This window comes from Pseudorhodoplanes sp., from assembly GCA_032027085.1.
Classification (GTDB): Bacteria; Pseudomonadota; Alphaproteobacteria; order Rhizobiales; family Xanthobacteraceae; genus Pseudorhodoplanes.
Genome location: JAVSMS010000001.1, coordinates 2255874 through 2281463, shown reverse-complemented (window position 1 = coordinate 2281463; position 25590 = coordinate 2255874). Strand labels below are relative to the sequence as shown.

22 protein-coding genes are annotated in these 25590 nt (G+C 62.6%); 6 read left to right on the top strand and 16 right to left on the bottom strand.

The genetic code is table 11. The features are described from left to right. Nucleotides 1–10 precede the first annotated feature (10 nt). The 4 genes from RO009_11070 to RO009_11055 form a co-directional block, all read right to left on the bottom strand. Nucleotides 11–1201 carry a dihydrodipicolinate synthase family protein gene (locus RO009_11070; protein ID MDT3685569.1) on the bottom strand — a complete coding sequence of 397 codons (1191 nt, stop codon included), beginning with the start codon at nt 1199–1201 and terminating at the stop codon, nt 11–13. Between the two features lie 7 nt (nt 1202–1208). After that, nucleotides 1209–2360: a Gfo/Idh/MocA family oxidoreductase gene (locus RO009_11065; protein ID MDT3685568.1), complete on the bottom strand. Its 1152-nt coding sequence runs from the start codon at nt 2358–2360 to the stop codon at nt 1209–1211. Further along, on the bottom strand, nt 2357–2683 hold the full coding sequence (locus RO009_11060; GenBank protein ID MDT3685567.1) for a hypothetical protein: 327 nt from the start codon (nt 2681–2683) through the stop codon (nt 2357–2359). Before RO009_11060 ends, RO009_11065 begins: the two co-directional genes overlap by 4 nt. A 154-nt stretch (nt 2684–2837) precedes the next feature. After that, nucleotides 2838–2966: a hypothetical protein gene (locus RO009_11055; protein MDT3685566.1), complete on the bottom strand. Its 129-nt coding sequence runs from the start codon at nt 2964–2966 to the stop codon at nt 2838–2840. Between RO009_11055 and RO009_11050 the strand changes: the two genes are divergently transcribed. From RO009_11050 to RO009_11030, 5 genes are read left to right on the top strand one after another with little or no spacing between them, the layout of a single operon-like run. Continuing rightward, the gene (locus RO009_11050; GenBank protein ID MDT3685565.1) at nt 2966–3202 is read left to right on the top strand and encodes a hypothetical protein; all 237 of its coding nucleotides are present in this window, start codon (nt 2966–2968) and stop codon (nt 3200–3202) included. The two genes, RO009_11055 and RO009_11050, sit on opposite strands and share 1 nt — an antisense overlap. Next, complete coding sequence (gene otsB, locus RO009_11045; protein MDT3685564.1) at nt 3153–4004, top strand: trehalose-phosphatase; 852 nt, start codon at nt 3153–3155, stop codon at nt 4002–4004. Before RO009_11050 ends, otsB begins: the two co-directional genes overlap by 50 nt. Then, nucleotides 4001–5791 (top strand): glycoside hydrolase family 15 protein, encoded by a 1791-nt coding sequence (locus RO009_11040; GenBank protein MDT3685563.1) that lies wholly within the window; start codon nt 4001–4003, stop codon nt 5789–5791. Before otsB ends, RO009_11040 begins: the two co-directional genes overlap by 4 nt. Next, entirely contained in the window at nt 5791–7224 is a 1434-nt protein-coding gene (locus RO009_11035) for a trehalose-6-phosphate synthase (GenBank protein MDT3685562.1), read from the top strand. The genes RO009_11040 and RO009_11035 overlap by 1 nt, the downstream gene beginning before the upstream one ends. 15 nt (nt 7225–7239) lie before the next feature. Then, a complete protein-coding gene (locus tag RO009_11030; protein MDT3685561.1) occupies nt 7240–7611 on the top strand; it encodes a sensory rhodopsin transducer in 372 nt (123 codons plus the stop codon). Here the strand turns inward: RO009_11030 and RO009_11025 are convergent. Beyond that, a complete protein-coding gene (locus RO009_11025; protein MDT3685560.1) occupies nt 7608–10577 on the bottom strand; it encodes an FAD-linked oxidase C-terminal domain-containing protein in 2970 nt (989 codons plus the stop codon). The two genes, RO009_11030 and RO009_11025, sit on opposite strands and share 4 nt — an antisense overlap. Nucleotides 10578–10929: 352 nt before the next feature. Between RO009_11025 and RO009_11020 the strand changes: the two genes are divergently transcribed. After that, entirely contained in the window at nt 10930–12138 is a 1209-nt protein-coding gene (locus RO009_11020; protein MDT3685559.1) for an aminotransferase class V-fold PLP-dependent enzyme, read from the top strand. 302 nt (nt 12139–12440) lie between these two features. Here RO009_11020 and boxA read toward each other — a convergent pair whose 3' ends face one another. From boxA to RO009_10965, 11 genes are all read right to left on the bottom strand, one after another. Continuing rightward, nucleotides 12441–13652, bottom strand: a complete 1212-nt coding sequence (gene boxA / locus RO009_11015; protein MDT3685558.1) for a benzoyl-CoA 2,3-epoxidase subunit BoxA — start codon at nt 13650–13652, stop codon at nt 12441–12443. A 170-nt stretch (nt 13653–13822) separates the two neighbouring features. Continuing rightward, nucleotides 13823–15268 carry a benzoyl-CoA 2,3-epoxidase subunit BoxB gene (gene boxB, locus RO009_11010; protein ID MDT3685557.1) on the bottom strand — a complete coding sequence of 482 codons (1446 nt, stop codon included), beginning with the start codon at nt 15266–15268 and terminating at the stop codon, nt 13823–13825. 94 nt (nt 15269–15362) lie between these two features. Next, nucleotides 15363–17051, bottom strand: a complete 1689-nt coding sequence (gene boxC / locus RO009_11005; GenBank protein ID MDT3685556.1) for a 2,3-epoxybenzoyl-CoA dihydrolase — start codon at nt 17049–17051, stop codon at nt 15363–15365. A gap of 262 nt (nt 17052–17313) precedes the next feature. Next, nucleotides 17314–18126 carry an alpha/beta hydrolase gene (locus tag RO009_11000; protein MDT3685555.1) on the bottom strand — a complete coding sequence of 271 codons (813 nt, stop codon included), beginning with the start codon at nt 18124–18126 and terminating at the stop codon, nt 17314–17316. After that, entirely contained in the window at nt 18123–19031 is a 909-nt protein-coding gene (locus RO009_10995) for a helix-turn-helix transcriptional regulator (GenBank protein MDT3685554.1), read from the bottom strand. Before RO009_10995 ends, RO009_11000 begins: the two co-directional genes overlap by 4 nt. Nucleotides 19032–19089: 58 nt before the next feature. Then, the gene (locus tag RO009_10990) at nt 19090–19836 is read right to left on the bottom strand and encodes an ABC transporter ATP-binding protein (protein MDT3685553.1); all 747 of its coding nucleotides are present in this window, start codon (nt 19834–19836) and stop codon (nt 19090–19092) included. After that, nucleotides 19829–20596 (bottom strand): ABC transporter ATP-binding protein, encoded by a 768-nt coding sequence (locus tag RO009_10985; protein MDT3685552.1) that lies wholly within the window; start codon nt 20594–20596, stop codon nt 19829–19831. The genes RO009_10990 and RO009_10985 overlap by 8 nt, the downstream gene beginning before the upstream one ends. Further along, nucleotides 20589–21536 (bottom strand): branched-chain amino acid ABC transporter permease, encoded by a 948-nt coding sequence (locus RO009_10980; GenBank protein ID MDT3685551.1) that lies wholly within the window; start codon nt 21534–21536, stop codon nt 20589–20591. The genes RO009_10985 and RO009_10980 overlap by 8 nt, the downstream gene beginning before the upstream one ends. Next, nucleotides 21533–22450 (bottom strand): branched-chain amino acid ABC transporter permease, encoded by a 918-nt coding sequence (locus RO009_10975; protein MDT3685550.1) that lies wholly within the window; start codon nt 22448–22450, stop codon nt 21533–21535. Before RO009_10975 ends, RO009_10980 begins: the two co-directional genes overlap by 4 nt. Before the next feature lie 105 nt (nt 22451–22555). Then, complete coding sequence (locus RO009_10970) at nt 22556–23731, bottom strand: ABC transporter substrate-binding protein (protein MDT3685549.1); 1176 nt, start codon at nt 23729–23731, stop codon at nt 22556–22558. Nucleotides 23732–23864: 133 nt separating this feature from the next. Then, complete coding sequence (locus RO009_10965) at nt 23865–25478, bottom strand: benzoate-CoA ligase family protein (protein MDT3685548.1); 1614 nt, start codon at nt 25476–25478, stop codon at nt 23865–23867. Nucleotides 25479–25590: the final 112 nt, after the last annotated feature.

The window sequence follows — 25590 nt, the reverse complement described above, 5'->3', positions numbered from 1 at the left end:
CGACGCAACGTTATGCCTCCACCCCCCTCGCCTGCAGCACAATGCGCATCCGCGCCACCGCCATTTCCGGATTGCGCAGAAGGCCCGCCGCGTCGGCGAGGCGGAAGATGTCGGCAAGATGCAAGGTTGAGCGCGCGCTTTCCTGCCCGCCAACCATGGTGAAGTGATCCTGATGGCCGTTGAGATAGGCCATGAACACGACGCCGGTCTTGTAAAAGCGGGTTGGCGCCCGGAAGATATGCCGCGACAGCGGCACCGTCGGCTCGAGAATGGCGTCGAATTGCCCCCTGTCGTTCTTCGCCAATGCCACCAAGGCCGCAGACGCAGCAGGCGCAATCGCATCGAAAATGCCGAGCAGCGCGTCGGAATAGCCCTGCGCATCGCCGGCGATCAGCTCGGCATAATTGAAATCATCGCCGGTATACATGCGCACGCCCTTGGCGAGGCGGCGGCGCATCGCTATTTCCTTGTCCTTGTCGAGCAGCGAGATCTTCACGCCGTCGACCTTGGACGCATGCGCATTGATGATCTCCACGGCAATGTCCATCGCCTTGTCCAGATCGCGCGTTCCCCAATAGCCGGCGAGCGCCGGATCGAACATGTCGCCGAGCCAGTGGATGATCACCGGCTCTTTCACCTGCGAGAGGATGCGGCCATAGACCTTGGCGTAATCGTCGCCGGATTTTCCGACTTTCGCCAGCGCACGCGAGGCCATCAGGATGATGCGGCCGCCGAAAGATTCGATCGCGGAAATCTGCTCCTCATAGGCGCGGATCACGTCATCGAGCGTTTTCGCGTTTTCCACCACAAGCTGATCGGTGCCCGCGCCGGAGAACACCAGACCCTGGCGCGGCTTCGCCGCCGCGACCGAGCGCCGGATCAGCTCCAGCGAGTCCGGCCAGCTCATGCCCATGCCGCGCTGCGCGGTATCCATCGCCTCCGCAACGCCGAAGCCGAGATCCCACAGATGCTCGCGGAACGCGATGGTGCGGTCCCAGTCGACCGCCGTGTCGAGCCAGGGATTGTTGTCGGCCAGCGGATCGGCGACGACATGCGCCGCCGCGAATGAAATGCGGTTCAGCGGCCCCTGCACTTTCGACGGGAAATTCCCCGGCTCCGAGAGCCGGAACGCATCCAGCGTGCGGTCCGCGCGCGGCAGCGCGATGGCCAGTCCGGTTTGCGGGCGTTCATAGCGGTTCATGACAGCCTCACAATTTCAGCGCCGGAACGTCGACGAAGCGGCGCTCCTTCCAGCTCTGCAATGCATTCTCGACCAGTTGCACGCCCTTGGCGCCTTCGACCAGAGTGTACTTGTAGGGCGCATTCTCGACGACATGGCGGATGAACATCTCCCACTGCGTCTTGAACCCATTGTCATAAAAGGTGTTGTCCGGCACCGGCTGCCACGTCGAGTAGAAGTCGATCGATTGCTTCTCGTCGGGATTCCAGACCGGGCGCGGCGTACCCTGTCGCGGCTGAATCACGCAGTCGGTGAGGCCCGCGACCGCAGAGCCCTGCGTGCCGTCGACCTGGAACGTGACCAGATCGTCGCGATAGACGCGCGTCACCCAGGACATGTTGATGTGGGCGATCACGCCGTCGGCAAGCTCGAATGTCGCATAAGCCGCGTCATCGGCCGTCGCCTTGTATTTCTTGCCGGCCTCGTCCCAGCGCTCGGGGATATGCCGCGCGCCGAGACACGACACGCTCTTCACTTCACCGAACAGATTGTCGAGCACGTAACGCCAGTGGCAGACCATGTCGAGGATTATGCCGCCGCCATCCTCGGCACGGTAATTCCAGGACGGACGCTGCGCCGGCTGCCAGTCGCCCTCGAACACCCAGTAACCAAACTCGCCGCGCACCGCGATCATGCGGCCGAAGAATCCGGAATCGCGCAGCATCTTCAGCTTGAGCAGTCCGGGCAGGAACAGCTTGTCCTGCACCACGCCGTTCTTCACGCCGGCCTCTTTCGCCAGCTTGCAGACCTTGATCGCGGCGGCCAGATCGGTCGCGATCGGCTTCTCGCAATAGATGTGCTTGCCGGCCTTGATCGCCTTCTCAAGGAGGCCGGGTCGCATCTGCGTTGTGCCGGCGTCGAAGAAGATTTCATCCTCCGGATTGAGCAGCGCCTTGTCGAGATCGGTGGCCCAGCGCGACACACCATATTGCTGCGCCAGCGCGCTGATCTTGTCGGGGTTGCGGCCGACGAGAATGGGGTCCGGCATCACCTTGCTGCCGTCCGACAAGGTCACACCGCCGGCCTTGCGGATCGCCAGGATCGACCGGATCAGATGCTGATTCATGCCCATGCGGCCGGTGACGCCGTGCATGATGATGCCAAGACGCTTGCTGCTCACGTTCGCGCTTCCTCTTTCATTTGAGTGTCGTTGTGTCGTATCACGCCGACCTTTGCAGGGTCGACGCCGGATGCAAAGCCGGCCTGCCTGAGCGAGCCGGTTGAGATTTTCCCGTCACGGATGATGAGCCGGACAATGCCGTCGCGCTCTTCATACAAGTCAGGATGCGCGGCGAGAAAGGCGCGCGCTTCCGCCTGCGGCGTGTCGGCGAAGCCATCGACATAATGATGGCCGTCGCTCGGCAATGTGCCGCGCGACAGATAAAGGTCGCGCGCGACATTCAGCGCCGTGCGCAATTGTTCGACCGTCTGCTCGGGCGTCATGCCTGCATCCTTATTGAACCATTTCGGCACCATCAGTTCGGCGGCGCGCCCTGCGCACGCGTGGCGTCGAAGCGCACGGGCCGCTCGGTAAATTCAATACGACGGACGGTGAGGCTGCGGACCATAGGCTTGAGGGTACGACAATGTAGACGGGTCATCTTTTAACCAATTGGTTAAAAGATGCAAAGCCGGAAAATGCATGACTGGTCAGCAATTGGGCGGTTCGCGCCGCCGCCTGGCCGCGCAAGAAGACCTTGCGGTTCAGGCGCTTGTTGCGGTGCAATGGAACTCATCGCGCTGCTCTGGGTTATCTTTGCAGCTAAAGCCATGTCCGCGCACACAGCCGTTCAGACCAGCCCGCAAATCGTCCCGCAATGCGGGCCCGGCAGCCATCCCGGTCACGCTTTTGCCCGGCTGAGTTCCTATCGTTACCTTTTGCACGACAAAACCCCCACCTGCCGCCAGACGGATGTCACAGATCATTTCACCAAACCCCGCAAACCTGAATACGCCCGCTGAAGCCGGCGGAGTCGAGGAACCGCAACTGCCGGAGGAAATAGACGGCCGGAGCACGGCAGTTGATTTCCCCATCGCCTTCGATGAGACGGCTATCCTGCTCGACATCGACGGGACCCTGCTTGATATCGCCCCCAAGCCGCATGACGTGCATGTCTCGCCCGAGCTTCGTCGCATGCTGGCGCGGCTCGCGCAGCGGCTGGGCGGCGCGCTCGGGCTGATCAGCGGCCGGTCGCTCGCCGATATCGACTATATTTTCGATCCGCTGCGATTGGCGGCCGTCGGCGGCCACGGCGCCGAAATCCGCATCAGCCCGGACGCGACACCCCATCGCATGCAGTCTTCGCCGCTCGATCCTGCACTCAGGCGGCGCTTCATCGAGATCGGAGAACTCGATTCCGGCATCATCATCGAGGACAAGGACTATTCGCTCGCCATCCATTACCGGCTGGCGCCGCAACTCGGCGGCGCCGTGATCAAGTCGGTCGCCGCCATCTGCGAGAAATATGGATGCGACGGCCTTAGCATCCTACCCGGAAAATCCGTCATCGAGATCAAGCCGCGCGGCTTCGACAAGGGCTCCGGTCTGCAGGACTTGATGTCGTTCGCGCCCTTTGCCGGACGCCGGCCGGTCTTTGTCGGCGACGACGTGACCGATGAAGCCGCCTTCGCCGTTCTTCCGCGTTTCTCCGGAATCGGTGTATCAGTCGGAGGCATCGTGCCTGGCGCGTCCTTCAATTTCGACGGTCCCAAAGACGTCCGGCTCTGGCTGCAGCGCCTGAGCGACCGCCAGGAGGCGAGATGACCGATTATGGGCTCGATCTCGCCATCACCGGAAACGGACGCACCGCGGCTCTGATCGAGCCGGGATCGCGCATCACCTGGTGGTGCTTTCCGCGCTTTGACAGCAATCCCGTCTTCTGTCGTCTGCTCGCCGGCGACGAGGAAAAGGGTTTCACCGACATTGTCCTCAACGATCTCGCCGAAGTCGCATCGGACTATCTACGCAATACGCCCGTCGTCGTCACTACGCTGACCGACAGCAAGGGCAATGCAGTCCGCATTACGGATTTTGCGCCCCGCTTCCAGAATTTCGACCGCATCTATCGCGCGCCGCAGCTGATCCGCATCGTCGAGCCTGCGGCCGGGCTGCCGCGGATTTCCATCCGTTTCCGCCCGGCCTTCGGTTACGGCCATCCCATCACCAACTATTCGCTCGGCAGCAACCACATCCGCTATTGGGGCGCCGGCACGCAGTTGCGCCTCACCACCGATGCGCCGCTCTCCTATATCGAAGGCGAAACTCCCTTTGTGCTGAGCCGGCCTTTGCATATGGTGTTCGGCGCTGACGAGCCGTTCCCCGGCGCGCTGGCGCCGACCTGCCGGGATTTTCTCGATCGCACGACAGCCTATTGGCACGAATGGGTGCGGCGGCTGAACCTGTCCTATGATTGGCAGGAAGCGATGATCCGCGCCGCCATTACGCTCAAGCTCAGCAATTTCGAGGAGACCGGCGGCATCATCGCCGCGCATACGACATCGATTCCGGAATCGCCGGGCACCGGCCGCAATTGGGATTACCGCTATGTATGGCTGCGCGACGCGCATTTCGTGGTCAAGGCGCTGAACCGCATCGGCGCGACCCAGACGATGGAAGATTTCATCTTCTACATCCTCAATCTGGTGTCCGAGGAAATGGACAGTCTGCGTCCGGTTTACAGCGTGGTGCCGTCCGACCCGATGGACGAATGGATTCCCGACAAGCTTCCGGGTTATCGCGCCGACGGACCCGTCCGGTTGGGCAATGCCGCCGCCGTGCAGGCGCAGCACGATACTTACGGCAGCATCATCCTTGCCGCGATGCCGATGTTCTTTGATCGACGGCTGCCGCGCATGGGCGACGAAACGCTGTTTCGTCTGCTGGAAACGCTGGGTGAGAAAGCCGAGCGCTACGCGCTCACGCCGGATGCCGGCATCTGGGAATATCGCGGCCGCCAGCGCGTGCATACGCATTCGGTCGCGATGTGCTGGGCCGGCTGTAACCGCCTCGCCGCCATCGCCGAAAGACTGGGCCTGCGCGAGCGCGCGGTCTACTGGAACGACGTCGCCGACCGCATACATAAGGCCATCATCGAGCAGGCCTGGTGCGAGAAACGTCAGGCCTTCACCGCCGCTTTCGGGGCCGACGATCTCGATGCGGCGGTGCTGCTGCTGCCTGAGCTGGGCGTGGTGGACGCAAGTGACCCCCGCTTCATGAAGACGGTGGCGGCCATGGAGCGCGAGTTGCTGCGCGGCAAGCACATGATGCGCTATGCCAGCCCGGATGATTTCGGCATGCCGGAAGCCGCTTTCCTCATCTGCCGCTATTGGCTGATAGACGCCTATTGGGCGCTCGGCCGCCGCGACCAGGCGCGCGAGCTTTTCGTGGATTCGCTCCGCTATCGGAACCGCTATGGCCTGATGTCCGAGGACATCCATTTGCAGACCGGCGAATTATGGGGCAATTTTCCGCAGACCTATTCCATGGCCGGTTTGGTACTCACTGCGATGCGTCTGTCGCGGAGCTGGGAGGACAGATATTGGCGCGGCTAGTGATTGTATCCAATCGGGTCGCCATTCCGCGCGCGGGCAGCCGCGCCGGGGGGCTCGAGGTCGCCGTGCTTGCGGCGCTGAAGAAACATCCGGGCATCTGGTTCGGCTGGAGCGGACGCGTTGCCAACAAGAGCCTGGAGACCAAGACCATCGAGGCCGACAAGATTTCCTATGTCGTCACCGATCTGCCGAAGGAAGATTACAACGAATATTACAACGGCTTCGCCAACCGCGTGTTGTGGCCGATCCTGCATTACCGGCTCGATCTTGCGGAATTCACGCGCCGCGATCTCGGCGGCTATCTGCGCGTCAACGAGCATTTCGCCTATGAATTGCACAAGATTCTGAGGCCTGACGACATCGTCTGGGTGCACGACTATCATTTCCTCACTCTGGCCAAGGCGCTGCGCGAACGCGGGCACAGGAACAAGATCGGCTTCTTCCTGCATACGCCGTTTCCGCCGCCGGAGATCATCACCGCCCTGCCGCAGCATGAGCGCATCGTCTGGGCGCTCAGCCATTACGACCTGGCCGGCTTCCAGACCGAGATCGACGCGGCGAATTTTGCGCGTTACGTCGAGACCGAATGCCGCTATCCGGAAAAAACCCGCTGGGTTTTCGACACCGGCGAGCGCCTGATGAAGATCGGCGTATTCCCGGTCGGCATCGAAGTGGAATCCTTCAGCCGCATGGCGCGCCGCGCCGCGCGCTCGTCCTTCGTCAACGGCGTTCTGACCAGCCTGTCCGGCCGCGCCATGATCATCGGCGTCGACCGGCTCGATTATTCAAAGGGGATCGACGCCCGTATCGACGCCTTCGAGCAGTTTCTTGCGGCCAATCCGGAATGGCACAACAACGTCACTTATCTGCAGATCACGCCGAAAAGCCGGTCCAGCATCCAGGAATATGCGGCGATGGAGCGACTGGTCAGCGAAAAGGTGGGCAAGGTCAACGGCAATTATGGCGAAGCCTCATGGACCCCGATCCGCTACATCAACCGCACGCATAGCCGCACCGCGCTTGCCGGCCTCTATCATGCGGCGCGCGCCGCCTTGGTCACGCCGTTGCGCGACGGCATGAACCTCGTCGCCAAGGAATATGTCGCCGCGCAGAATCCGGAAGATCCGGGCGTGCTCATTCTCTCGCGCTTCGCCGGCGCCGCGCTGGAATGTAAGCCGGCGCTTCTGGTCAATCCCTACGACACGGCATCGGTCGGCGCGACCATCGCTCGCGCGCTGTCAATGCCGATTGAGGAACGCCGCGCCCGCCACGACGCGCTGTTCCGGATCATTTCCCAGAACGACATCAACGACTGGCCGGATCGCTTCCTGTCCGTTCTGACCGGCGAGACGGAGGATAAGGTGCCTCCGCAAGATACCGCGATTCAACCGCAACGCTCATTCGGCTTCCCGCGCGCGGTTCCGGGAGCATAATCGAGAGAGGCAGGCATGGATGCAATCGGCAGGAAGCGCTGGGCCATTCCGGAAGGCTATATTCCCTCGCAGAGCGTGTCGCAGGATCGCACTTTGCTCTCGCACGAGACCGCCTGCATCCTCAATGCGAATGACAAGGATGCCAATGTCGCGGTGACGGTGTTCTTCGCCAACCGCGATCCCGTGACCTACAGGGTGACAGTGCCGGCGCGGCGCACGCTCCACCTGCGTTTCAACGATCTGAAGGATCCGGAGCCGGTGCCGCTCGACACCGATTATTCTTCGGTTTTCGAGTCGGATCAGCCGATCGTCGTGCAGCACACGCGGCTTGATTCCCGCCGCGCGGAAATCTCGCTGCTGTCAACCATCGCCTACGCGCAGGACTAATCCCCCTCGCCGGCCGCGATGCTGCGCGCCAGCAATTGCGCGACATGAATGGCCTTGCGGCCGGCGCCGTCGTGAATCTGGTGCCGGCATGACGTGCCGTCGGCGACAATGAGCGCGTCGTCCGGCGCCTTGCGCACGGCCGGCAGCAGGGAGAGCTCGCCCATCGCAAGAGATATGTCGATGGTGTCCTTGGCATAGCCGAAGCTGCCGGCCATGCCGCAGCAGCTCGATTCGATCGTCTGTACCGACACCTCGGGGACGAGCTTGAGCACATTCTGCACCGCGCCGAAGGCGTCGAAGGATTTCTGATGGCAGTGACCGTGCACCAGCACGCTTTGCTTCACGGCGCCGAGCGGAAGCTTGAGCGTGCCCGCCGTCTGCTCGCGCGCCAGAAATTCCTCGAAGGTGAGCGCGAGTTCGGCAAGCCTGTGCGCAACGCTGGTGCCGATCAGCGCCGGGATTTCGTCGCGGAAGCCGAGGATGCAGCTTGGCTCCAGGCCGACCACCGGCACGCCGCGCACAATATAGGATTCCAGCGCGGCCAAAGTGCGCTCCGCTTCGTGCCGCGCCTCGCCCACGCAGCCGACCGAAAGGAAGGTACGGCCGCAGCAGAGCGGCCGCGATGTGCCGTCGCGCGGCTTCACCAGATGCACGCGATAGCCGCCGGCCGCCAGCACACGGATCGCGTCCTCGATGATCTCGCGCTCGAAATAGCGGTTGAAGGTGTCGACGAAGAGGACGACTTCGCGGTCATCCCCGCAGGCTCCGTCTGCACCTGCCCGTTTCAGGGGGAGGGAGTTCCGCATGGCATCCTCATCCCGAAATATGTCCCTCCGCCATTTCGGCAGGCTGCGCCGGGCGGTGAACCCCGCAATCGCCTCCGACAATTTCGCCGCGCCCGGCAATCTGTCCCGCAAATTCAACAGCCACGGCACTTTCGCGCCGTAGGGCGCATAGCGCGGCAGGTAGCCGACCAGCCGCTGATGCAGCGTGAGCCCAAATTTCTTCGCCCGCGCCGCCAGCACCTCGATCTTCATGCGCGCCATGTCGACGCCGGTCGGGCATTCGCGCCGGCAGGCCTTGCAGGACACGCACAGCTTCAGCGTCTCGGCCATGTCTTCGGAGGTGAGCGCATCGGGGCCGAGTTGTCCGGTCACGGCAAGACGCAAGGTGTTCGCGCGGCCGCGCGTGACATCCTTCTCGTCGCGGGTGACCCGATAGCTCGGGCACATGACGCCGCCCTGCATCTTGCGGCAGGCGCCGTTGTTGTTGCACATCTCGACCGCGCCCTGGAAACCGCCGCCGGCGCCGGGCCAGGCCGACCAGTCGAGCTCCGTCTTCAATTCGATGCCGCGATAGCCCGGCGCGAAGCGGAAATTCGAGCGGTCATCGAATTTCGGCGCATGCACGATCTTGCCGGGATTGAACAGGCCTTCTGGATCGAAACGCTCCTTCACTTCTTCGAAGGCGCGTACCAGCTTGTCGCCGAACATGAAGGCATGAAATTCCGAGCGCACGATACCGTCGCCGTGCTCGCCGGAATGCGAGCCCTTGTAGGCGCGCACCATCGCAAAGGCTTCCTCGGCGATGGCGCGCATCGCCTTCACATCTTTGTCCAGCCGCAGATTCAGCACCGGGCGCACATGCAGGCAGCCCACCGACGCATGCGCATACCAAGTGCCGCGTGTGCCGTGCTTCTCGAACACGTCCGTCAGCTTGCTGGTGTATTCGGCAAGATGCTCCAGCGGCACCGCGCAATCCTCGACGAAGGAGACCGGCTTTCCCTCCTCCTTCATCGACATCATGATGTTGAGGCCGGACGTCCGCACGTCGGTGATCGCCGCCTGCAAGCCCGGATCGAGCACATCGACCACGCCGCCCCACTTGCCGCCTTGCCTGTCCCAGCCGAAGCCGAGATCGCCCATGGTCTCGTGCAATTGCTTCAGCCGGCGGACATTCTCCTCCTGATCGTCCTCGCCGAATTCCACCAGCAGCACCGCGTCCGGCGCGCCGCGCACGAATTGCTCCAGCGTCGGGCGGAACATCGCGATCTCGCGCGCCAGCCCGATCATGGTGCGGTCGACCAGCTCGATCGCGATCGGCTTCAGCTTCACCAGATGCTGCGCGGCGTCCATCGCCTCATAGAACTTGCCGAAATGGCAGACGCCGACCGCGCGGCGGCCGAGCACGGGCGACAGCTTCAGCTCGACGCGCGTGGTGAAGCCGAGCGTTCCTTCCGAGCCGATCAGGATATGCGCCAGGTTGAGATCGTTGCGGCCGGGTACCAGCGCGTCGAGATTGTAGCCGCCGACCCTTCGCTGCACTTTTGGAAAGCGCGCGGCGATTTCGTCGGCTTCGCGCGCGCCAAGCTTCAGCAGATCGCCGGCAATCGCGCGCAGTGACGATGACGCAGGAATGTCGGACAGATCGGCCTGCACCGGCCCGAAATGCGCGGTCTCGCCGTTTGCCAGCAATGCATCGATCGACAGCACATTCTCGCGCGTGTTGCCAAAGCGCAGCGAACGCGCGCCGCAGGAATTGTTGCCGGTCATGCCGCCGATTGTGGCGCGCGAGGCGGTGGAGATGTCGACGGGAAACCACAACCCGTGCGGCTTCAGCGCGCGATTCAAGTCATCCAGCACGATGCCCGGCTCGACCACACAGCGGCGGCCTTCGACATCGATTTCAAGAATCCGATTGAGATATTTCGAACAATCGATGGCAAGCGCATGGTTGACCGTCTGTCCGCATTGCGAGGTGCCGCCGCCGCGCGGCAGCACGCTGACGCCCTCTTCCCGCGCAATCGCTATCGCCCGATTGGCCTCGTCTATGGTGCGCGGCGCGACCACGCCCAAGGGCATGATCTGGTAGTGTGAGGCATCAGTCGCATAGCGCCCACGGCTGAAGGCGTCGAAGCGAATTTCGCCCGCGCCTTCCGATTTCAGCCGCCGTTCCAGCCCCGGCATTAAGCGTTCACTCACCTTTTCAGTCTCCGTGGGGCGCGAGGTCACCTCTCCCAGCTTGCCGGGAGAGGTCGACTTCCGAACGAAGCGAGGAAGTCGGGTGAGGGGGCGTCGAAGCACGGCAGGGCGGCAACGCCCCCTCACCCGGCTCGCGCGACCTGCGCGTGTGTTGCAGTGCCGATCTCGGGTAATCCCGAGATCGGGCGCGCTTGCCACCCTTTCCCCGCAAGCGGGGAGAGGGTGCTATGCCGTTTTGGTCTTGACCAATATGTCGCATCCGGTGTTCATCCCGGCAAGTTTCCATCCTCTCAAAGCTGGCCGACAGCAGGTCCGCGTCCCCAAGGAGCTTTTTCCCATGGCCCAGAATTCCTCGCGCGTTGCCGGGCGGCATTTCCTGCAGATCCCCGGCCCGACGCCGGTGCCCGACCGCATCCTGCGCGCGATCGACCGCCCGGTGATCGACCATCGCGGCCCGGAATTCGCCAAGCTCGCCAAGCGGGCGTTGGACGGCATCAAGACCATCTTCAAGACCACGAGCCCGGTCATCATCTTCACCGCCACCGGCACCGGCGCCTGGGAAGCGGCGCTGACCAATACGCTGTCGGCCGGCGACAAGGTGCTGATGGTGGAGACCGGCCAGTTCGCCACGCTCTGGAAGAAGATGGCCGAGCGCCTCGGCCTCAAGCCGGAATTTATCGAGACCGACTGGCGCGTCGGCGCCGATCCGGCGCTGATCGAAGCGCGTCTGCGCGAGGACAAGAACAAGGAGATCAAGGCGGTGTGCGTCCTGCACAACGAGACCTCGACCGGCTGCAGCTCGCCGATCGCCGCGATCCGCAAGGCGATCGACGCCGCGGGGCACCCGGCCTTGTTCCTGGTCGACACCATTTCGTCTCTGGCTTCGACCGATTATCGCCATGATGAATGGGGCGTCGACGTCGCTGTCGGCGGCGCGCAGAAGGGCCTGATGCTGCCGCCCGGCATGTCGTTCAACGCGCTCAGCGACAAGGCGATCGCGGCGAGCCAGAAATCCAACCTGCCGAAGTCGTTCTTCGCCTGGGACGACATGCTGGCGATGAACAAGGTCGGCTTCTTCCCCTATACCCCGGCGACGCTGATGCTGAGCGGCCTTGTCGAAGGCATCGACATGCTGCACGAGGAAGGTCTCGACAATGTGTTCGCCCGCCACGATCGCCTGGCGGAAGCGGTGCGCCGCGCGGTCAAGCATTGGGGCCTTGAGACCATCTGCAGGGACCCGAAATATTACTCCTCGACCATCACCGCGATTTTGATGCCGGAAGGCCATGACGGCGATGCCTTCCGCGCGCTGGCGCTGGAGCATTTCAACATTTCCTATGGCGCGAGCTTCGGCCGCTTCTCCGGCAAGATGTTCCGCATCGGCCATCTCGGCGACACGAACGACGCCACCATCATCGGTGCTCTGGCCGCGACCGAAATGGCGCTGTCGCTCGCGGGCGTCCCGCACAAGAAGGGCGGCGTGCAGGCGGCGATGGACTACATCATCTCTGCGCATGCGAGCCCGAAGCGCCAGGCGGCGGAGTAAACCGAAGGCACAAACTCAATCCGTCATCCTGAGGTGCCCGCCGAAGGCGGGCCTCGAAGGGCGACGGCCCACGCGTCAGCATCAAGCGTCAACCGCTTGGGTTGGCCTGCAGGGCGTTTCGTTGACTGATGAAGCAGTCGGAAGTCAGAACCACCTAGGGCTTTCTTCTTTGTCCGACTCCAGCCCTTCAGCTTTCGTTCCGCTGCAATCGCGTCCGTAATACGAACAAAATGCTCGGACCAGACGAGCTCGACTGGTCGTCGCGACCATGTATGGCCGGGATAGCAGAGCGCATTAAATAGTTAATACGTCTCGACATGGTATCGGCCCTGCGCGCGCAGGTCGGCGCGCAATGCCGCCCAATCAAGACCGGCACCGCGGCAGATGTCGGCAAAGGCTTCGTCGACGCCGCTCTCCATGCCCTTCAACCCGCACAGATAGATGTGGGTCTTCTCATGCTTGAGGAACACCGCCACTTCCTCGGCGGTCTGGCGCATGCGGTCCTGCACATAGGTCTTGGGCTGGCCCGGCACGCGCGAATAGGCGAAGTACTTGCGCAACAGCCCGTCCGGCACTTTCTGCAGCGGCCCGAAATAAGGCAGCTCTTCCGGCCGGCGCGCGCCGAAATACAGCATCATGCGGCCGGGCGCCTCCTTCATGTTGCGCCGCCGCCGCTCGGTGAAGCCGCGGAACGGCGCCGAGCCGGTGCCGGTGCAGATCATGATGATGTTGGCTGACGGATCGTCCGGCATCAGGAAGGTGGCGCCGAAGGGGCCGGTCACCTGCACCTGGTCGCCCTTCTTCAGGTCGCAGACATAATTCGAGCATACACCGCCCGGCTCGCGCTTGACGGTGAGCGACAGATTGTTGGCACCGGTCTTCTCGCCTTCGCGCGGAGACGCGATGGAATAAAGCCGGATATTGTGCGGCTTGCCGTCCTTGTCGGTGCCTGGCGGGATGATGCCGATGCTCTGGCCTTCAAGCACCGGGAATACATGCGCGCCGAAATCCAGGATGATGTGGCGCACGTCATTGTCGGCATCGGGTTCGGTCAGCCGGTAATTGCCCGACACCGTCGCAATCGCCGGATTGCTGCGGTTGTAGAGATTGATCTTCGGCTTGCCGGCCGAGGCCGGCGCCACGCTCTTGCCGCCCACGCCGAGATGCGCTTCCGCGATCAGGCGCGCCGCTTCGTCGTCCTCCGCTTCGCCGTCGCCCTGCTCCGCCGATGCCGCGAGCTCAATCTGCTCCTGCACCGGCAATTCGCTCCAGGAGAATTGCTCCTCAAGCGAGTAGGCGCGGGTCACGATCCGCCAATTGTCAATCGATCCGGTCGGGCACGGCGAGATGCAGTCGAGGCAGAAATTACACTTTTCGTGGTCGACGACATAATTGTTGTCGTCATGCGTCACCGCATCGACCGGACAGGTCTCCTCGCAGGTATTGCAGCGGATGCAGATCTCCGGATCGATGAGATGCTGCTTCTTGGGGGCGGTGGCGGTTGTTGCGTCCATCTTGCGCAAACCTCTCGGTTCGTCATGGCCGGGCATAGCCGTCGAAGACGGCGTCGTTGACGCCTGATGTCCCGGCCATCCCGCTCAGGAACGACGGCCTTGCCTGCCCAAGCAGGATCACCGGGTCTCGCCGCTTCGCGGCGGCCCGGTGATGACGCAGAAAAATAGTCCTACGCCGCAATCTTCACATATTCAAAGTCACCCGGCTTGTTGTCGATGCCCACCTTCGGCGCCGAGATCCAGCCGGCGAATTTGCCGGGCTCGGATACCGGCTGCATCAGGCTGGCGATGAAATCTCCGTCCGACATCGAGGGCAGCCATTCGTCCTTGCGCTTCGCCCAGGTGGCATCGTCAAGCAGGATGCCGGACGGCGTCGCATGCACGTCCTTGAACTCGCCGATATGGCGGTGGAAGGCGACATGCGGCAATTCCAGACGGAACTGCACGCCGGTCTTCTCGATGATCTTGTTCCAGCGTTCCACGCCCTTGCCGCAGTCGTGCGTGTAGTCGTCGCGCAGCCGCATGTTGAGCGCGGTCAGCGCCGGCTCGTCGACGAGCTTGATCTCGCCGTTGACCAGCTTCATCACCGGATAGGTCGAGCTGGTCAGCTTGTGGTCGTCCTCGATCTTGGTCTCCTGGAAACGGCCCTTGATACCGGCATTGAAGGCATTCGCGGCATTGGTCGACACTTCCGAACCGAACAGGTCGAGCGACAGCGAATAGTGCAGGTTCAGCTTCTTCTGCACCGTCGGCAGATCGATCACGCCGAGGGCGCGGATTTTCGCGATGTCGTTCGGATCCTCGATGCCCGCCGCCTTCATCGCGTCGCAGGTGCGCTGCACGGTTCGCCCGACGCCGGTTTCGCCCACGAACATGTGGTGCGCTTCCTCGGTCAGCATGAAGCGGCAGGTGCGCGACAGCGGATCGAAGCCGGATTGCGCCAGCGACTCGAGCTGCATCTTGCCATCGCGGTCGGTGAAGAAGGTGAACATGAAGAACGACAGCCAGTCCGGCGTCGCCTCGTTGAAGGCGCCAAGCATGCGCGGTGAATCCGCCGAGCCGGAACGGCGACGCAGCAACTCGTCGGCTTCCTCGCGGCCGTCACGCCCGAAATATTTCTGAAGGAGATAGACCATCGCCCAGAGATGACGGCCTTCCTCGACGTTCACCTGGAACAGGTTGCGCATGTCATAGAGTGACGGCGCGGTCTTGCCGAGATGGCGCTGCTGCTCAACCGATGCCGGCTCGGTATCGCCTTGGATCACGATTAGGCGGCGCAGCATGGCACGATGCTCGCCCGGCACTTCCTGCCAGGCCGGTTCGCCGTAATGCTGACCGAACGGCACCTTGCGATTCTCTTCCGCTGGCGCGAGCAGAATGCCCCAGCGGTATTGCGGCATCCTCACATAATCGAACTTGGCCCAGCCCTTGGGATCGACCGAGACGGCGGTCCGCAGATAGACCAGCGATTCCTGGAAGCCGTCCGGTCCCATGTCCTGCCACCAGTCGAGATAACCGGGGTGCCAGGTCTCCAGCGCCTTGAGCACACGCGGGTCTTCGGTGAGGCCGACATTGTTCGGGATCTGGGTCGAGTAATCGACGTTCATGAGATTCATTGGGACGCTCCTCTAATTCCCTACTTCGTTGTTCCTTGATCCGTCATCCTGAGGTGGCCGCCGCAGGCGGCCCTCGAAGGGTGACGGCGATAAATCAAACTCTCCGCATATCGAACACCGGCTTCTGCCCGGTGCCGTAGCGGCGCAACGCGCCGTCCTCGCCGACCGCGTTTGGCCGCTGGAAGATCCAGTTCTGCCAGGCGGTCAGCCGCGCGAAGATTTTCGATTCCATCGTCTCCGGCCCGCCGAAGCGCAGATTGGCTTCCATGCCGGTGAGACCATCGGGCGAGAACTTGCTGCGCTCTTCCAGGAAGATGCGGATCTCGTCATCCCAGTCGATGTCATCGAAGGCAAAGGTGATCAGTCCGGCCGCTTCGGCGGCTTCCGCATCGAGCTTCTCGCCGATTTTTCCGCGCGCCGCCGTGAGTGCGGCCTCGTCATCGAGAAAACGGCTTTCCAGGCGTGACAGGCCGTTCGACATCGGATAGGGACCGAAATTCGCGCTCGACAGCGCTATCGTCGCCGGCGGCAAATTGCTGCCGCCAAGCTGGCCGATCAGCATGTAGGAGCGGTCGGCGGCGAAAATGAGCTCGGCCAGCGTGCCGGCAAAGCACGAGCCCGGCTCCACGATCGTCACCAGCGAGCGCGAGGTGAGATCGACGCGCTTGAGCACGCGCTTCCAGTAGAGGCGGATTTCCCGCGCCAGCCAGTGCGACTTGTTGGCGTCGAGAAAGGTGTCATAGGCCAGCACCTGCTCCGCATCGCCCGAGGACTTGAACACGATCACCGCGAGCTCGGGCTCGTTGGTGCGGATATCGAGAATGGCGTCGTCGAGTTCGCGCGCCAGCCGCAGCGGCCAGAAGTCCGCGCCCTGCGCGACCATCGCGTTGACGTCAGCCGGCGGCGGCGCGTCGGGGCCGCGCAAGGTGATGGTGGCGATGCGGCCGGTGCGATTGTAGTCGACCGACAGCGAGGAATAGTCGACGCCCTTGTCCGTGAATGTACGCTTCAGCGGCGTCAGCTTGATGCCCTGCGCGTCCGCGGGCCGGTCCGACTTTTTCGCAAATTCCGCCGCGCGCTGCTTCACCACGTCGTCGAGCTTGGTGTTGGGCACGATCTCGTCGACCAGCCGCCACTCCACTGCGCGCTTGCCCTTGATGCCTTCCTCGGTGGTGCAGAACACATCTGCGTGATCGCGACGCACCTTGCGCTTGTCGGTAACGCGCGTCAGTCCGCCGGTGCCGGGCAAGACCGCCAGCAGCGGCAGCTCCGGCAGCGAGACGGTCGAAGAGCCGTCATCCACCAGCATGATGTGATCGGCCGCGAGGGCGAGTTCATAGCCGCCGCCGGCGCAGGAGCCGGTCACCACGGCGATGGTCTTTTGGCCGGAGAATTCGCTGGAATCCTCGAGGCCGTTGCGGGTCTCGTTAGTGAATTTGCAGAAATTGACTTTGTCGGAATGCGCCGCGCCCGCCAGCATGCGGATATTGGCGCCGGCGCAGAACACGCGCGGCTTGCCCGAGCGCAGCAAAATTGTCTTCACCCCCGGATATTCGAAGCGCAGCCGCTGCAAGGCATCGGCAAGCTCGATATCGACGCCGAGATCGTAGGAATTAAGCTTCAGCTCATAGCCTTCGTAGAGCCCGCCCTTCTCGTCCACGTCCATGATGAGGGTCGCCACCTCGCCATCGACGGCCAGTTTCCAGTGCCGGTAGCGCGACGGATCGGTTGCGTAGTCGATCCGCGTGGCGCCATTGGCGAGCTTGCGAGTTGCTTCAGCCATCCTTGATGCCCATCCCTGGAGCGCGGTCTCGTTGGCCGCGCGAGAAATCCATTTTCACTGACCGGCCTCTTGTTTGGGGGGCCAAGACAACATGCACTATAGTGCAGGTTTAGAACATGTCCAGCCTGTTCTGCATGTCAACCTCCGTTCTGGAAGAATTCCCGGAATGTCGATTCGCCGCCGGGCAAGGGACGGAAGAGGCGACGGAGAACCGGGAAAAAGATATTTCAGGGCCTGTTCACGTAAGCGTGGCGCCCGACGATCATGCGGCGAAAGCGGCTTCCTCATGCCCATGCAGGATGCGGTTGGCAAAATCCGCCACCGCCTTCAGCGTCGCCTCCGGCGCCTCACGATGCGGGCAATGCCGCGCATTGGGCAGCAGCGCGACATCGACCGGGCAATAGCATTCCTCCTGCGCCATCTCGACCTGCGCCACCGTGCCATGCTGGTCATCCTCGCCCTGCACGATCAGAATCGGCACGCGGATATAAGCGAGCTCTTCAATCGTGTTCCAAGCGCGGAAATCAGGATCGAGCCAGGCGTCATTCCAGCCGCGGAAGGCGTTGTCGGCATCGGCGTGATGGCGCCCCAGTTTCTCGCGCAGATCGGTCTGCGCATAGTCGCCCTTCATTTCCTCGGCCGCTTTGATACTGACATCCTCGACAAAGAAATGCGGCGCGATCAGCACGAGGCCGCGGATGCGATGATCCTGCACGCTGCCGGCGTAGATCGTTGCGATCGATGCACCGTCGCTGTGGCCGAGCAGCAGCCCGCGCCGGAAGCCGATCTCCGACAGCACGCGCGGCAAAGTCTCATGCGCCTCGTTATGCATGTAGCTCAAGGGGCGTGGCAGCATCACCGGACTCGATTTGCCGTATCCCGCCCGCGAATAGACGAAGACACCGGCGCCGGTCGCCTTCGCCAGGCCGTCCGGAAAGCTGTTCCACATGCCGACGCAGCCGAGACCTTCATGCAACATCACGATGGTCGGTGCCTGGTCGGGGCGCGGGCCGATCATGCGGTATTCCAGGCGCTGCCCGGAAATATCGAGAAAACCTTCGTTCTGCAGCGTCATTTTGCCCACTCCTGCACGCGCTTGAACAATTTCGACAAGCTCTGATCGACCTTCTCGCCAGACGTGTCGAGCTGCGCTTCCGCCTGCGCGTAGTCGCTTTTGCGCGCATCGAGAATGGCGAGCAGATCGTTCATCGCCGCGCGGTTCTCCGCCATCGGGCGGAAATCGCCCTGCGCCATCACGCGGCTCATATGTTCCTGCGGTTGCGCCTGCACCCAGATCGTATGCGTGCGCCGCAACAGCAGCGCATAGGTTTCCGGATTGGCAACGATGCCGCCGGCGGTCGCGATCACGACTTTGTCATGCTCGGCAATCACCTTTTCCAGCGACGCCTGCTCGTAACGACGGAACGTTGTGACACCCGACATCTCGATCAGCATGGAAACGCTGGCACCGTATTCCTGTTCGACCACACGGTTGAGTTCGACGAAGGGCCAGCCGAGTTTCTTGGCCAGCATCTCGCCGAGCGTGGTCTTGCCGGCGCCGCGCAAGCCGACCAGCGCGATCCGCCGCCCGCGTTCGGACGCCGCGCTCTGCTCGATGCGCTGCTCAAGCAGCTGCGCCACCGACGGTAATTCCGTGGTGCGCAGCCGCCCCAGCAATTCGCCGATGCGGTTCAACGCCGCGTGCCGCTTGCCGTTCACCGGCAGCAATTCGGTGATCGGCATGTCCATCGCCAGCGCGATCGCCTTCAGCACGATGATCGACGGGTTGCCCTGCCCGGTTTCGATCTGCGCCAGATAACGTTCGGAGATGCCGGAATCGGCGGCGAGTTGCCGGCGCGTGATGCCGCGCCGCGCGCGGCCGCGCCGCACCAGAGCGCCGACATCAGCGGCAAATTCATCGCTCGCCGTCAGCGCTGGCGCCACGCCCTTCTCGTTCTTCTTCGAGCGAATTTCAGGCATCGGCAGGTCCCCTAAGCGACATGCACAATAGTGCATGTCGGCATGAAGGCAAGTCCGCTCAAATCCCGAGATAGCGGTGTTGAATGTCCGGCGCCGCCACCAGATCCACCGATGTGCCGCTCCAAACCACCCGCCCGCGCTCGATCATGTAATGCCGGTCGGCGATCTCGGTCAGCGCGTCCACGTTCTTGTCGATCACCAGCACCGCCTGGCCCGCCGCCTTCAGTTGCGACAGGCAGTGCCAGATTTCATCGCGGATCAGGGGCGCCAGGCCCTCGGTGGCCTCGTCCAGAATGAGCAGGCGCGGATTGGTCATCAGCGCCCGGCCGATCGCCAGCATCTGCTGCTCGCCGCCCGAAAGCAGGTTACCCATGCTGGAGAGGCGCTCGCCCAGCCGCGGGAACAGCGCCACCACCTTGTCGAGGGTCCAGGGGGCATCCACCTGCCGGCGATTGGCGGCGGCCGCCATCAGATTTTCGCGGGTCGTGAGATTGGGGAAAATCTGCCGGCCCTCCGGCACCAGGCCAATGCCGAGCTGCGCCACCTTGTAGGACGGCCATTGCCGGATTTCCTGGCCGAGGAACCGGATCGAGCCCTTGCGCGCCGGCGTCAGCCCCATGATCGAGCGGATGGTGGTGGTCTTGCCCATGCCGTTACGGCCCATGAGCGTCACCATCTCGCCCGGCGCAATCGCGATCGACAGGCTGAACAGGACCTGGCTCAGTCCATAACAGGTCTCGATCCCCGTCACGTCGAGCAGGTTGCCGTTCTCGTCGGCGGTGCGGTCTTTGGCAATCTCAGCCATGCTCGCCCGCCTTCTTGCCGTCGCCAAGATAAGCCTTTTTCACTTCGGCATTGTTGCGGATCTCGCCCGGCTTGCCCGACGCGATTACGCGCCCATAGACCAGAACCGAGATGCGATCCGCGAGGGCGAAGACCGCTTCCATGTCGTGCTCGATCAACAGGATCGTCAGCTCCCGTTTCAGCTCGCGCAGCAATCTGACCAGCCGCGCCGATTCCTCCGGCCCCATGCCGGCCATCGGCTCGTCGAGCAGCAGCATGCGCGGCTTCATGGCGAGCGCCATGGCGATCTCGATCTGCCGGTGTTCGCCATGGCTCATGTTCGACACCACGACATTCTCGCGGCCGGCCAGCCCCACCCGCGCCAAAGCCGCACGCGCCGGCTCGCGCAAGTCTGGCAGGCTGCGGGCGTTGTGCCAGAAATGGAACGAATGCCCTGCCTGCGCCTGCACGGCCAGCGCCACATTGTCGAGCGCGGTGAAATTCAGAAACAGCGAGGTGATCTGGAACGAGCGGGCAAGCCCCAGCCGGCCCCGCTGCCAGGTCGGCAAAGCCGTGATTTCCTCGCCCTGAAACGCGATCTTGCCGGAATCGGGCGGCAACTCTCCCATCAACTGGCTGATCAGCGTTGTCTTGCCGGCGCCGTTCGGGCCGATGATGGCGTGCAATTCGCCGGCGGGCACGGAGAGCGTCACGTCATCTGAAGCAATGACGCCGCCAAAGCGCTTGGAAAGTCCGGAAATGCTGAGCAGCGCGTCAGTCATGGCGTCCGCCCCGCAACAATCCCTCAATGCCGCCGCGTGCATAAAGCACGATCGCGAGCAGCATCGGGCCGAGAATGATCTGCCAATATTCGGTAATCCCCGACAACGCCTCTTCCAGCACCAGCAAGGCCACCGCCCCCAGCACCGGCCCGGCCACCGAGCCCATGCCACCCAGCACCGCCATCACGATCAGATCGCCGGAGCGCGTCCAGTGCATGATCGCGGGCGAGACAAAATCCGCCTGATTGGCGAGCAGCACGCCGGCGAGCCCGCAGATGGCGCCGGCGATGACGAAACAGGTGAGGCGATAACGATAGGTGGGCACGCCGATGGCGCGCATGCGCCGCTCGTTGGAGCGCGCGCCCTGGATGACCATTCCAAAGCGCGAATTGACCAGACGCCAGACGCCATAGATCGTGGCGAACAGCAATGTCACGCAGACGTAGTAAAAAACCGTCTTGTTGGAGAGATTGATCAGGCCGGCGAAATCGCTGCGCCGGTAGATGGTCAGACCGTCGTCGGCGCCGTAGCGATCGAGACTGACACCGACATAATAGATCATCTGCGCGAAAGCGAGCGTGATCATGATGAAATAGACGCCGCGCGTGCGCAGGGACAGCGCGCCGATGATGAGCGCGAACAGGGCCGAGATGATCACCGCCAGCGGCCACTGAACAAAGCCGGAGCCGACGCCTTCATACGCCAGAATGCCGACGACGTAACCGCCAATGCCGAGATAGGCGGCGTGGCCAAAGCTCACCATGCCGCCGAATCCCATGATGAGATTGAGGCTGACCGCGGCCATGGCCAGGATGACGATGCGGGTGAACAGCGTCATCAGAAAGACATCGCCGGTCGCCTGCGAATAGACCGGCACCAGCGCCAGCATGACGAGCAGTGCCGCGACGACGATATTGCGAAGCGTGAATGCCTTTCTCATTTGCTGGCCGCCGGAAACAGACCCTCCGGCCGCATCACCAGAATGACTGCCATCACAAGGTAGATCAGCATGGATGAGAGCGCCGGGCCCGCGGTCGAGGCCGCGGCATTCGACAGGAACAGCTTGAGCACGTCCGACAGGAAGGCGCGGCCGACAGTATCGATCAGGCCGACCAGGATCGAGGCGATGAAGGCGCCGCGGATCGAGCCGATACCACCGATGATGATAACCACGAAGGCGAGAATGAGAATGTTCTCGCCCATGCCGATCTGCGCCGTCAGGATCGCCGCCTGCATCAGTCCGGCAAGACCGGCGAGCGCCGCGCCGGCGCCAAAGACGAAGGTGAACAGCAACTTGATGTTGATGCCGAGCGCTCCGATCATTTCGCGGTTGGACGCGCCGGCGCGGATCAGCATGCCGATGCGGGTGCGCATCACCACGAGATAAAGGACAAGCGCCACCACCAGCGCCACGACGATGATCGACAGGCGGTACATCGAGTAATAGACGCCGGGCATAAGCTCGATCGAGGTGTTGAGCCAGGACGGCAGCGTCAGATTCATGCCCGCCGGCCCCCAGATCAGCCGCACCAGTTCATTGAAGAAGAGCAGCAGGCCGAAGGTGCCGAGCACATGGTCGAGGTGATCGCGGCCATAAAGCCGGCGGATGGCGATGACTTCCACCGCCATGCCAACCATCAGCGTCGCGATCAACGCCAGGACTACGCCACCGATGAAATGGCCGGTCAGTGCGGTGAAGGTCGCCGCGAAATAGGCGCCCAGCATATAGAACGAGCCATGCGCCAGATTGACGAGATCCATGATCCCGAACACCAGCGTCAGCCCCGCCGCCAGCAAAAACAGCAGCAAGCCGAATTGCAGGCCATTCAGCGTCTGTTCGACAAAAAGAAGCATTCGCACTCTGGAAAGACGGCGAGCTTTGTTTATCCCGCTCGTATTTTGCTTGGCCCAACAAACGAGCCGGACGGCGATGGCCTCGCCGTCCGGCCCGGTTTCAGATCACCATTTCATCGGACATTTTGAATGGAAGCGATCCTGGCTGTCCTTGACGATGGTGGCCACCGTCTTCAGCACCAGTTCGCCTTTGTCGTTCTTCACCGCTTCCTGCAGATAGAAATTCTGGATCGGAACGTGGTTGTTGCCGTACTTGTAGGGGCCACGCACCGACTTGTAGTTCGCCTTGCGCATTTCGTCGCGCATAGCGTCCTTCTTGCTGAGGTCTCCCTTCACCGCCATCACCGCGCTGTTGATCAGATTGGCGGCGTCATATGACTGCGCGCCGTAGAAGGAGGGGCGGGTCTTGTATTTGGTGATGTAATCAGCAACAAACTTCTTGTTGGCGTCGTTGGGCAGATCGTTCACCCATTCCTGCGCGCCCGGCACGCCGAGCGCCAGGTCCTTCTGCCGCGGTAGCGACAATTCGTCGATGGTGAAGGCGGTGTAGAGCGGGATCTGCCCCTTCAGTCCGGCCTGCACATACTGGTTCAGGAACTGCACGCCCGCCGCGCCCGGATAGAACACGAAGATCGCATCCGGCTTCGCCGCACGCGCCTTCGACAGCTCGGTCGAGAAGTCGAGTTGGTCAGGCCAGCGGGTCAGATCCTGACCGACCACCTTGCCCTTGAAGGTCGAGGCCACACCTTGCAGCATGTCCTTGCCGGCAGCGTAGTTCGGCCCGATCAGATAGACGGTCTTCACGCCTTTCTGGTTCATATATTCGCCGACCGCCTGCGGGGTCTGGTCGTTCTGCCATGAGGTCGAAAATACGTAAGGCGAGCAGAGTTCGCCGGCGACCTGGTGCGGGCCTGCATTGGCGATCACCATCATGGTCTTGGAATCGATCACCGGCTTCAGCGAGGCGAGCAGCACGTTCGACCAGATATAGCCGACGATGAAATCCACCTTGTCGGATTCGATCAGCTTTTCGGTCTTCTGCTTGCCGACATCCGGCTTCTGCCCGTCATCTTCGTAGATCACCTCAACCGGCAATCCGCCCATCTTGCGGCCCAGATGATCGAGCGCGAGTTCGAAGGAATTGCGCATGTCGTTGCCGATGACGGCGGTGGGGCCGCTGAAGGTCGAAACGAAGCCGATTTTCACGGTCTTGTTCTGTGCCGCTGCGGGACTCATCGCCAGCGCCAGTATGGCGCCGGCAGTCAGCAGGGTCTTTTTCATCTGTCAGTCCTCCCGGTGTTGAGCCGCTCCTGCAACAACTCTAATGGATCGCATTGCGCGCCAAAAGGCTGCTTTTTGACCGGCCTGATGCTTCTGTGACAGCAAACTTCCTGATGAAATGATCTTGTGCGGGTTACGCCTGCGTCGTCGACTCCATGCGCAACTTGAAACGCTGGATCTTGCCGGTTGCGGTCTTCGGCAATTCGGTGCGGAATTCGATCCAGCGCGGATATTTGAATGGCGCAAGGCGGGTCTTCACATGCTCCTGCAACCGCCGCGCCAGTTCGTCGCAGGCCTTGTCATGCGCCTTCAGGACCACGAAGGCCTTTGGCTTGATCAGGTCGTCGCCGTCGAGCCAGGCCACCACCGCACATTCCAGCACGTCCTCATGCGTCTGCAGCGCGCCTTCCACCTCGAAGGGCGAGACATAAAGGCCGGAGACCTTCAGCATGTCGTCATTGCGCCCGCAATAGACGTAATAGCCGTCCTCGTCCTGCCGATACTTGTCGCCGGAGCGCGTCCACTCGCCCATGAAGGTGCGGCGCGATTGCTCGCGGTTGTTCCAGTACATGATCGCGCTCGACGGCCCGCGGATCAGCAATTCGCCCATCTCGCCCGGCGCAACGGGCTGTCCTTCATCATCGATCAGCTTGAGATCATAGCCCGGCACCGGCTGGCCGGTGGTGCCGTATTTCACCGCACCCGGGCGATTGGACAGGAAGATGTGCAACATCTCGGTCGAGCCGATGCCGTCGAGAATGTCGCAGCCGTATTTCTCGCTCCAGCGCTTGCCGACATCCTCCGGCAAGGCTTCGCCGGCGGAGACGCAGCGGCGGAATTTCACGTCGGCGCGCAGCGGCGCCGCTGGGCTCGCCAGAAACGCCGCGTAGAAAGTCGGCACGCCGTAGAATACTGTGACCGGGTGCTGCTTCAAAAGCGCAGTGACGCTCTCCGGCGTCGGCCTCTCATCCAGCAAAACCGTCGTTGCGCCGGCCGACATCGGAAATGTCAGCGCATTGCCGAGACCGTAAGCGAAGAACAGCTTCGCCACCGAATAGCAGACGTCGCTTTCCTTCAGGCCAAGCGTCGGCTGCGCATAAAGCTCGTCGGTCAGCCGCAGGCTCGCATGCGCGTGCACGGTCCCCTTCGGCTTGCCGGTCGAGCCAGATGAATAGAGCCAGAAGCACATGTCGTCGCGCGTCGTCGGCGCGGTGTAGTTTTCCGGCTGTGCCGCCGCGATCAGGTCCTCGAACTTTTCGTAATCACTGGTCGCGCCATCGGACACGATGACGTGTTTGAGATCGGGACAGCGCGCAATGATCGGTTCGAATTTCGGCAGCAGCGCCTGCGACACGACGAGCACGCGCGCGCGGCTGTCGGTCAGCATGAAAAGATAATCCTGCTCGGTCAAAAGCGTGTTGACCGCGACCGGAATGACGCCGGCCTTGATCGCGCCGAGGAATGCCGTCGGCCAGTCGATGGTGTCGAGCAGGCAGAGCATGATCCGCTCTTCCCGCCGCATGCCCTTGGCGCGCAGCACGGCGCCGAAGCGGTTGACGCGATCAGCGAGCTGGCCATAGGTCCAGGCGCCGCGGCGATCGATGAAAACGGGCTTGTTGGCACGCCCTGCGGAAAGATTGCGGTCGAGAATATCGGCGGCGAAATTATAGTCGCGCGAAATCTCCGGAGCTTCCATGCTCCCAACTTCGCGGCCCGACTGGGCCGCCTGTGACGCAGCTTGAGCCATGTTCCGTCCCGCAAGCGCTTGTTTTTATTGTTGCGAATATTTGCAATAGTTGCAAACGCAACGACGTTCGGCGCGCGCCACGACCGATCCGCATGCACTATAATACAGACGG

Bases quoted from the DNA above. Each gene is read 5' to 3' on its own strand.
- RO009_11050 (MDT3685565.1), top strand. From the start codon at position 2,966: ATGGAACTCATCGCGCTGCTCTGGGTTATCTTTGCAGCTAAAGCCATG.
- otsB (MDT3685564.1), top strand. From the start codon at position 3,153: ATGTCACAGATCATTTCACCAAACCCCGCAAACCTGAATACGCCCGCT.
- RO009_10965 (MDT3685548.1), bottom strand. From the start codon at position 25,478: ATGGCTCAAGCTGCGTCACAGGCGGCCCAGTCGGGCCGCGAAGTTGGG.
- RO009_10975 (MDT3685550.1), bottom strand. From the start codon at position 22,450: ATGCTTCTTTTTGTCGAACAGACGCTGAATGGCCTGCAATTCGGCTTG.
- RO009_10990 (MDT3685553.1), bottom strand. From the start codon at position 19,836: ATGGCTGAGATTGCCAAAGACCGCACCGCCGACGAGAACGGCAACCTG.
- boxB (MDT3685557.1), bottom strand. From the start codon at position 15,268: ATGAATCTCATGAACGTCGATTACTCGACCCAGATCCCGAACAATGTC.
- RO009_10980 (MDT3685551.1), bottom strand. From the start codon at position 21,536: ATGAGAAAGGCATTCACGCTTCGCAATATCGTCGTCGCGGCACTGCTC.
- RO009_11000 (MDT3685555.1), bottom strand. From the start codon at position 18,126: ATGACGCTGCAGAACGAAGGTTTTCTCGATATTTCCGGGCAGCGCCTG.
- RO009_10995 (MDT3685554.1), bottom strand. From the start codon at position 19,031: ATGCCTGAAATTCGCTCGAAGAAGAACGAGAAGGGCGTGGCGCCAGCG.
- RO009_11060 (MDT3685567.1), bottom strand. From the start codon at position 2,683: ATGACGCCCGAGCAGACGGTCGAACAATTGCGCACGGCGCTGAATGTC.
- boxA (MDT3685558.1), bottom strand. From the start codon at position 13,652: ATGGACGCAACAACCGCCACCGCCCCCAAGAAGCAGCATCTCATCGAT.
- RO009_11030 (MDT3685561.1), top strand. From the start codon at position 7,240: ATGGATGCAATCGGCAGGAAGCGCTGGGCCATTCCGGAAGGCTATATT.
- RO009_11040 (MDT3685563.1), top strand. From the start codon at position 4,001: ATGACCGATTATGGGCTCGATCTCGCCATCACCGGAAACGGACGCACC.
- boxC (MDT3685556.1), bottom strand. From the start codon at position 17,051: ATGGCTGAAGCAACTCGCAAGCTCGCCAATGGCGCCACGCGGATCGAC.
- RO009_11025 (MDT3685560.1), bottom strand. From the start codon at position 10,577: ATGCCGGGGCTGGAACGGCGGCTGAAATCGGAAGGCGCGGGCGAAATT.
- RO009_10970 (MDT3685549.1), bottom strand. From the start codon at position 23,731: ATGAAAAAGACCCTGCTGACTGCCGGCGCCATACTGGCGCTGGCGATG.
- RO009_10985 (MDT3685552.1), bottom strand. From the start codon at position 20,596: ATGACTGACGCGCTGCTCAGCATTTCCGGACTTTCCAAGCGCTTTGGC.
- RO009_11020 (MDT3685559.1), top strand. From the start codon at position 10,930: ATGGCCCAGAATTCCTCGCGCGTTGCCGGGCGGCATTTCCTGCAGATC.
- RO009_11070 (MDT3685569.1), bottom strand. From the start codon at position 1,201: ATGAACCGCTATGAACGCCCGCAAACCGGACTGGCCATCGCGCTGCCG.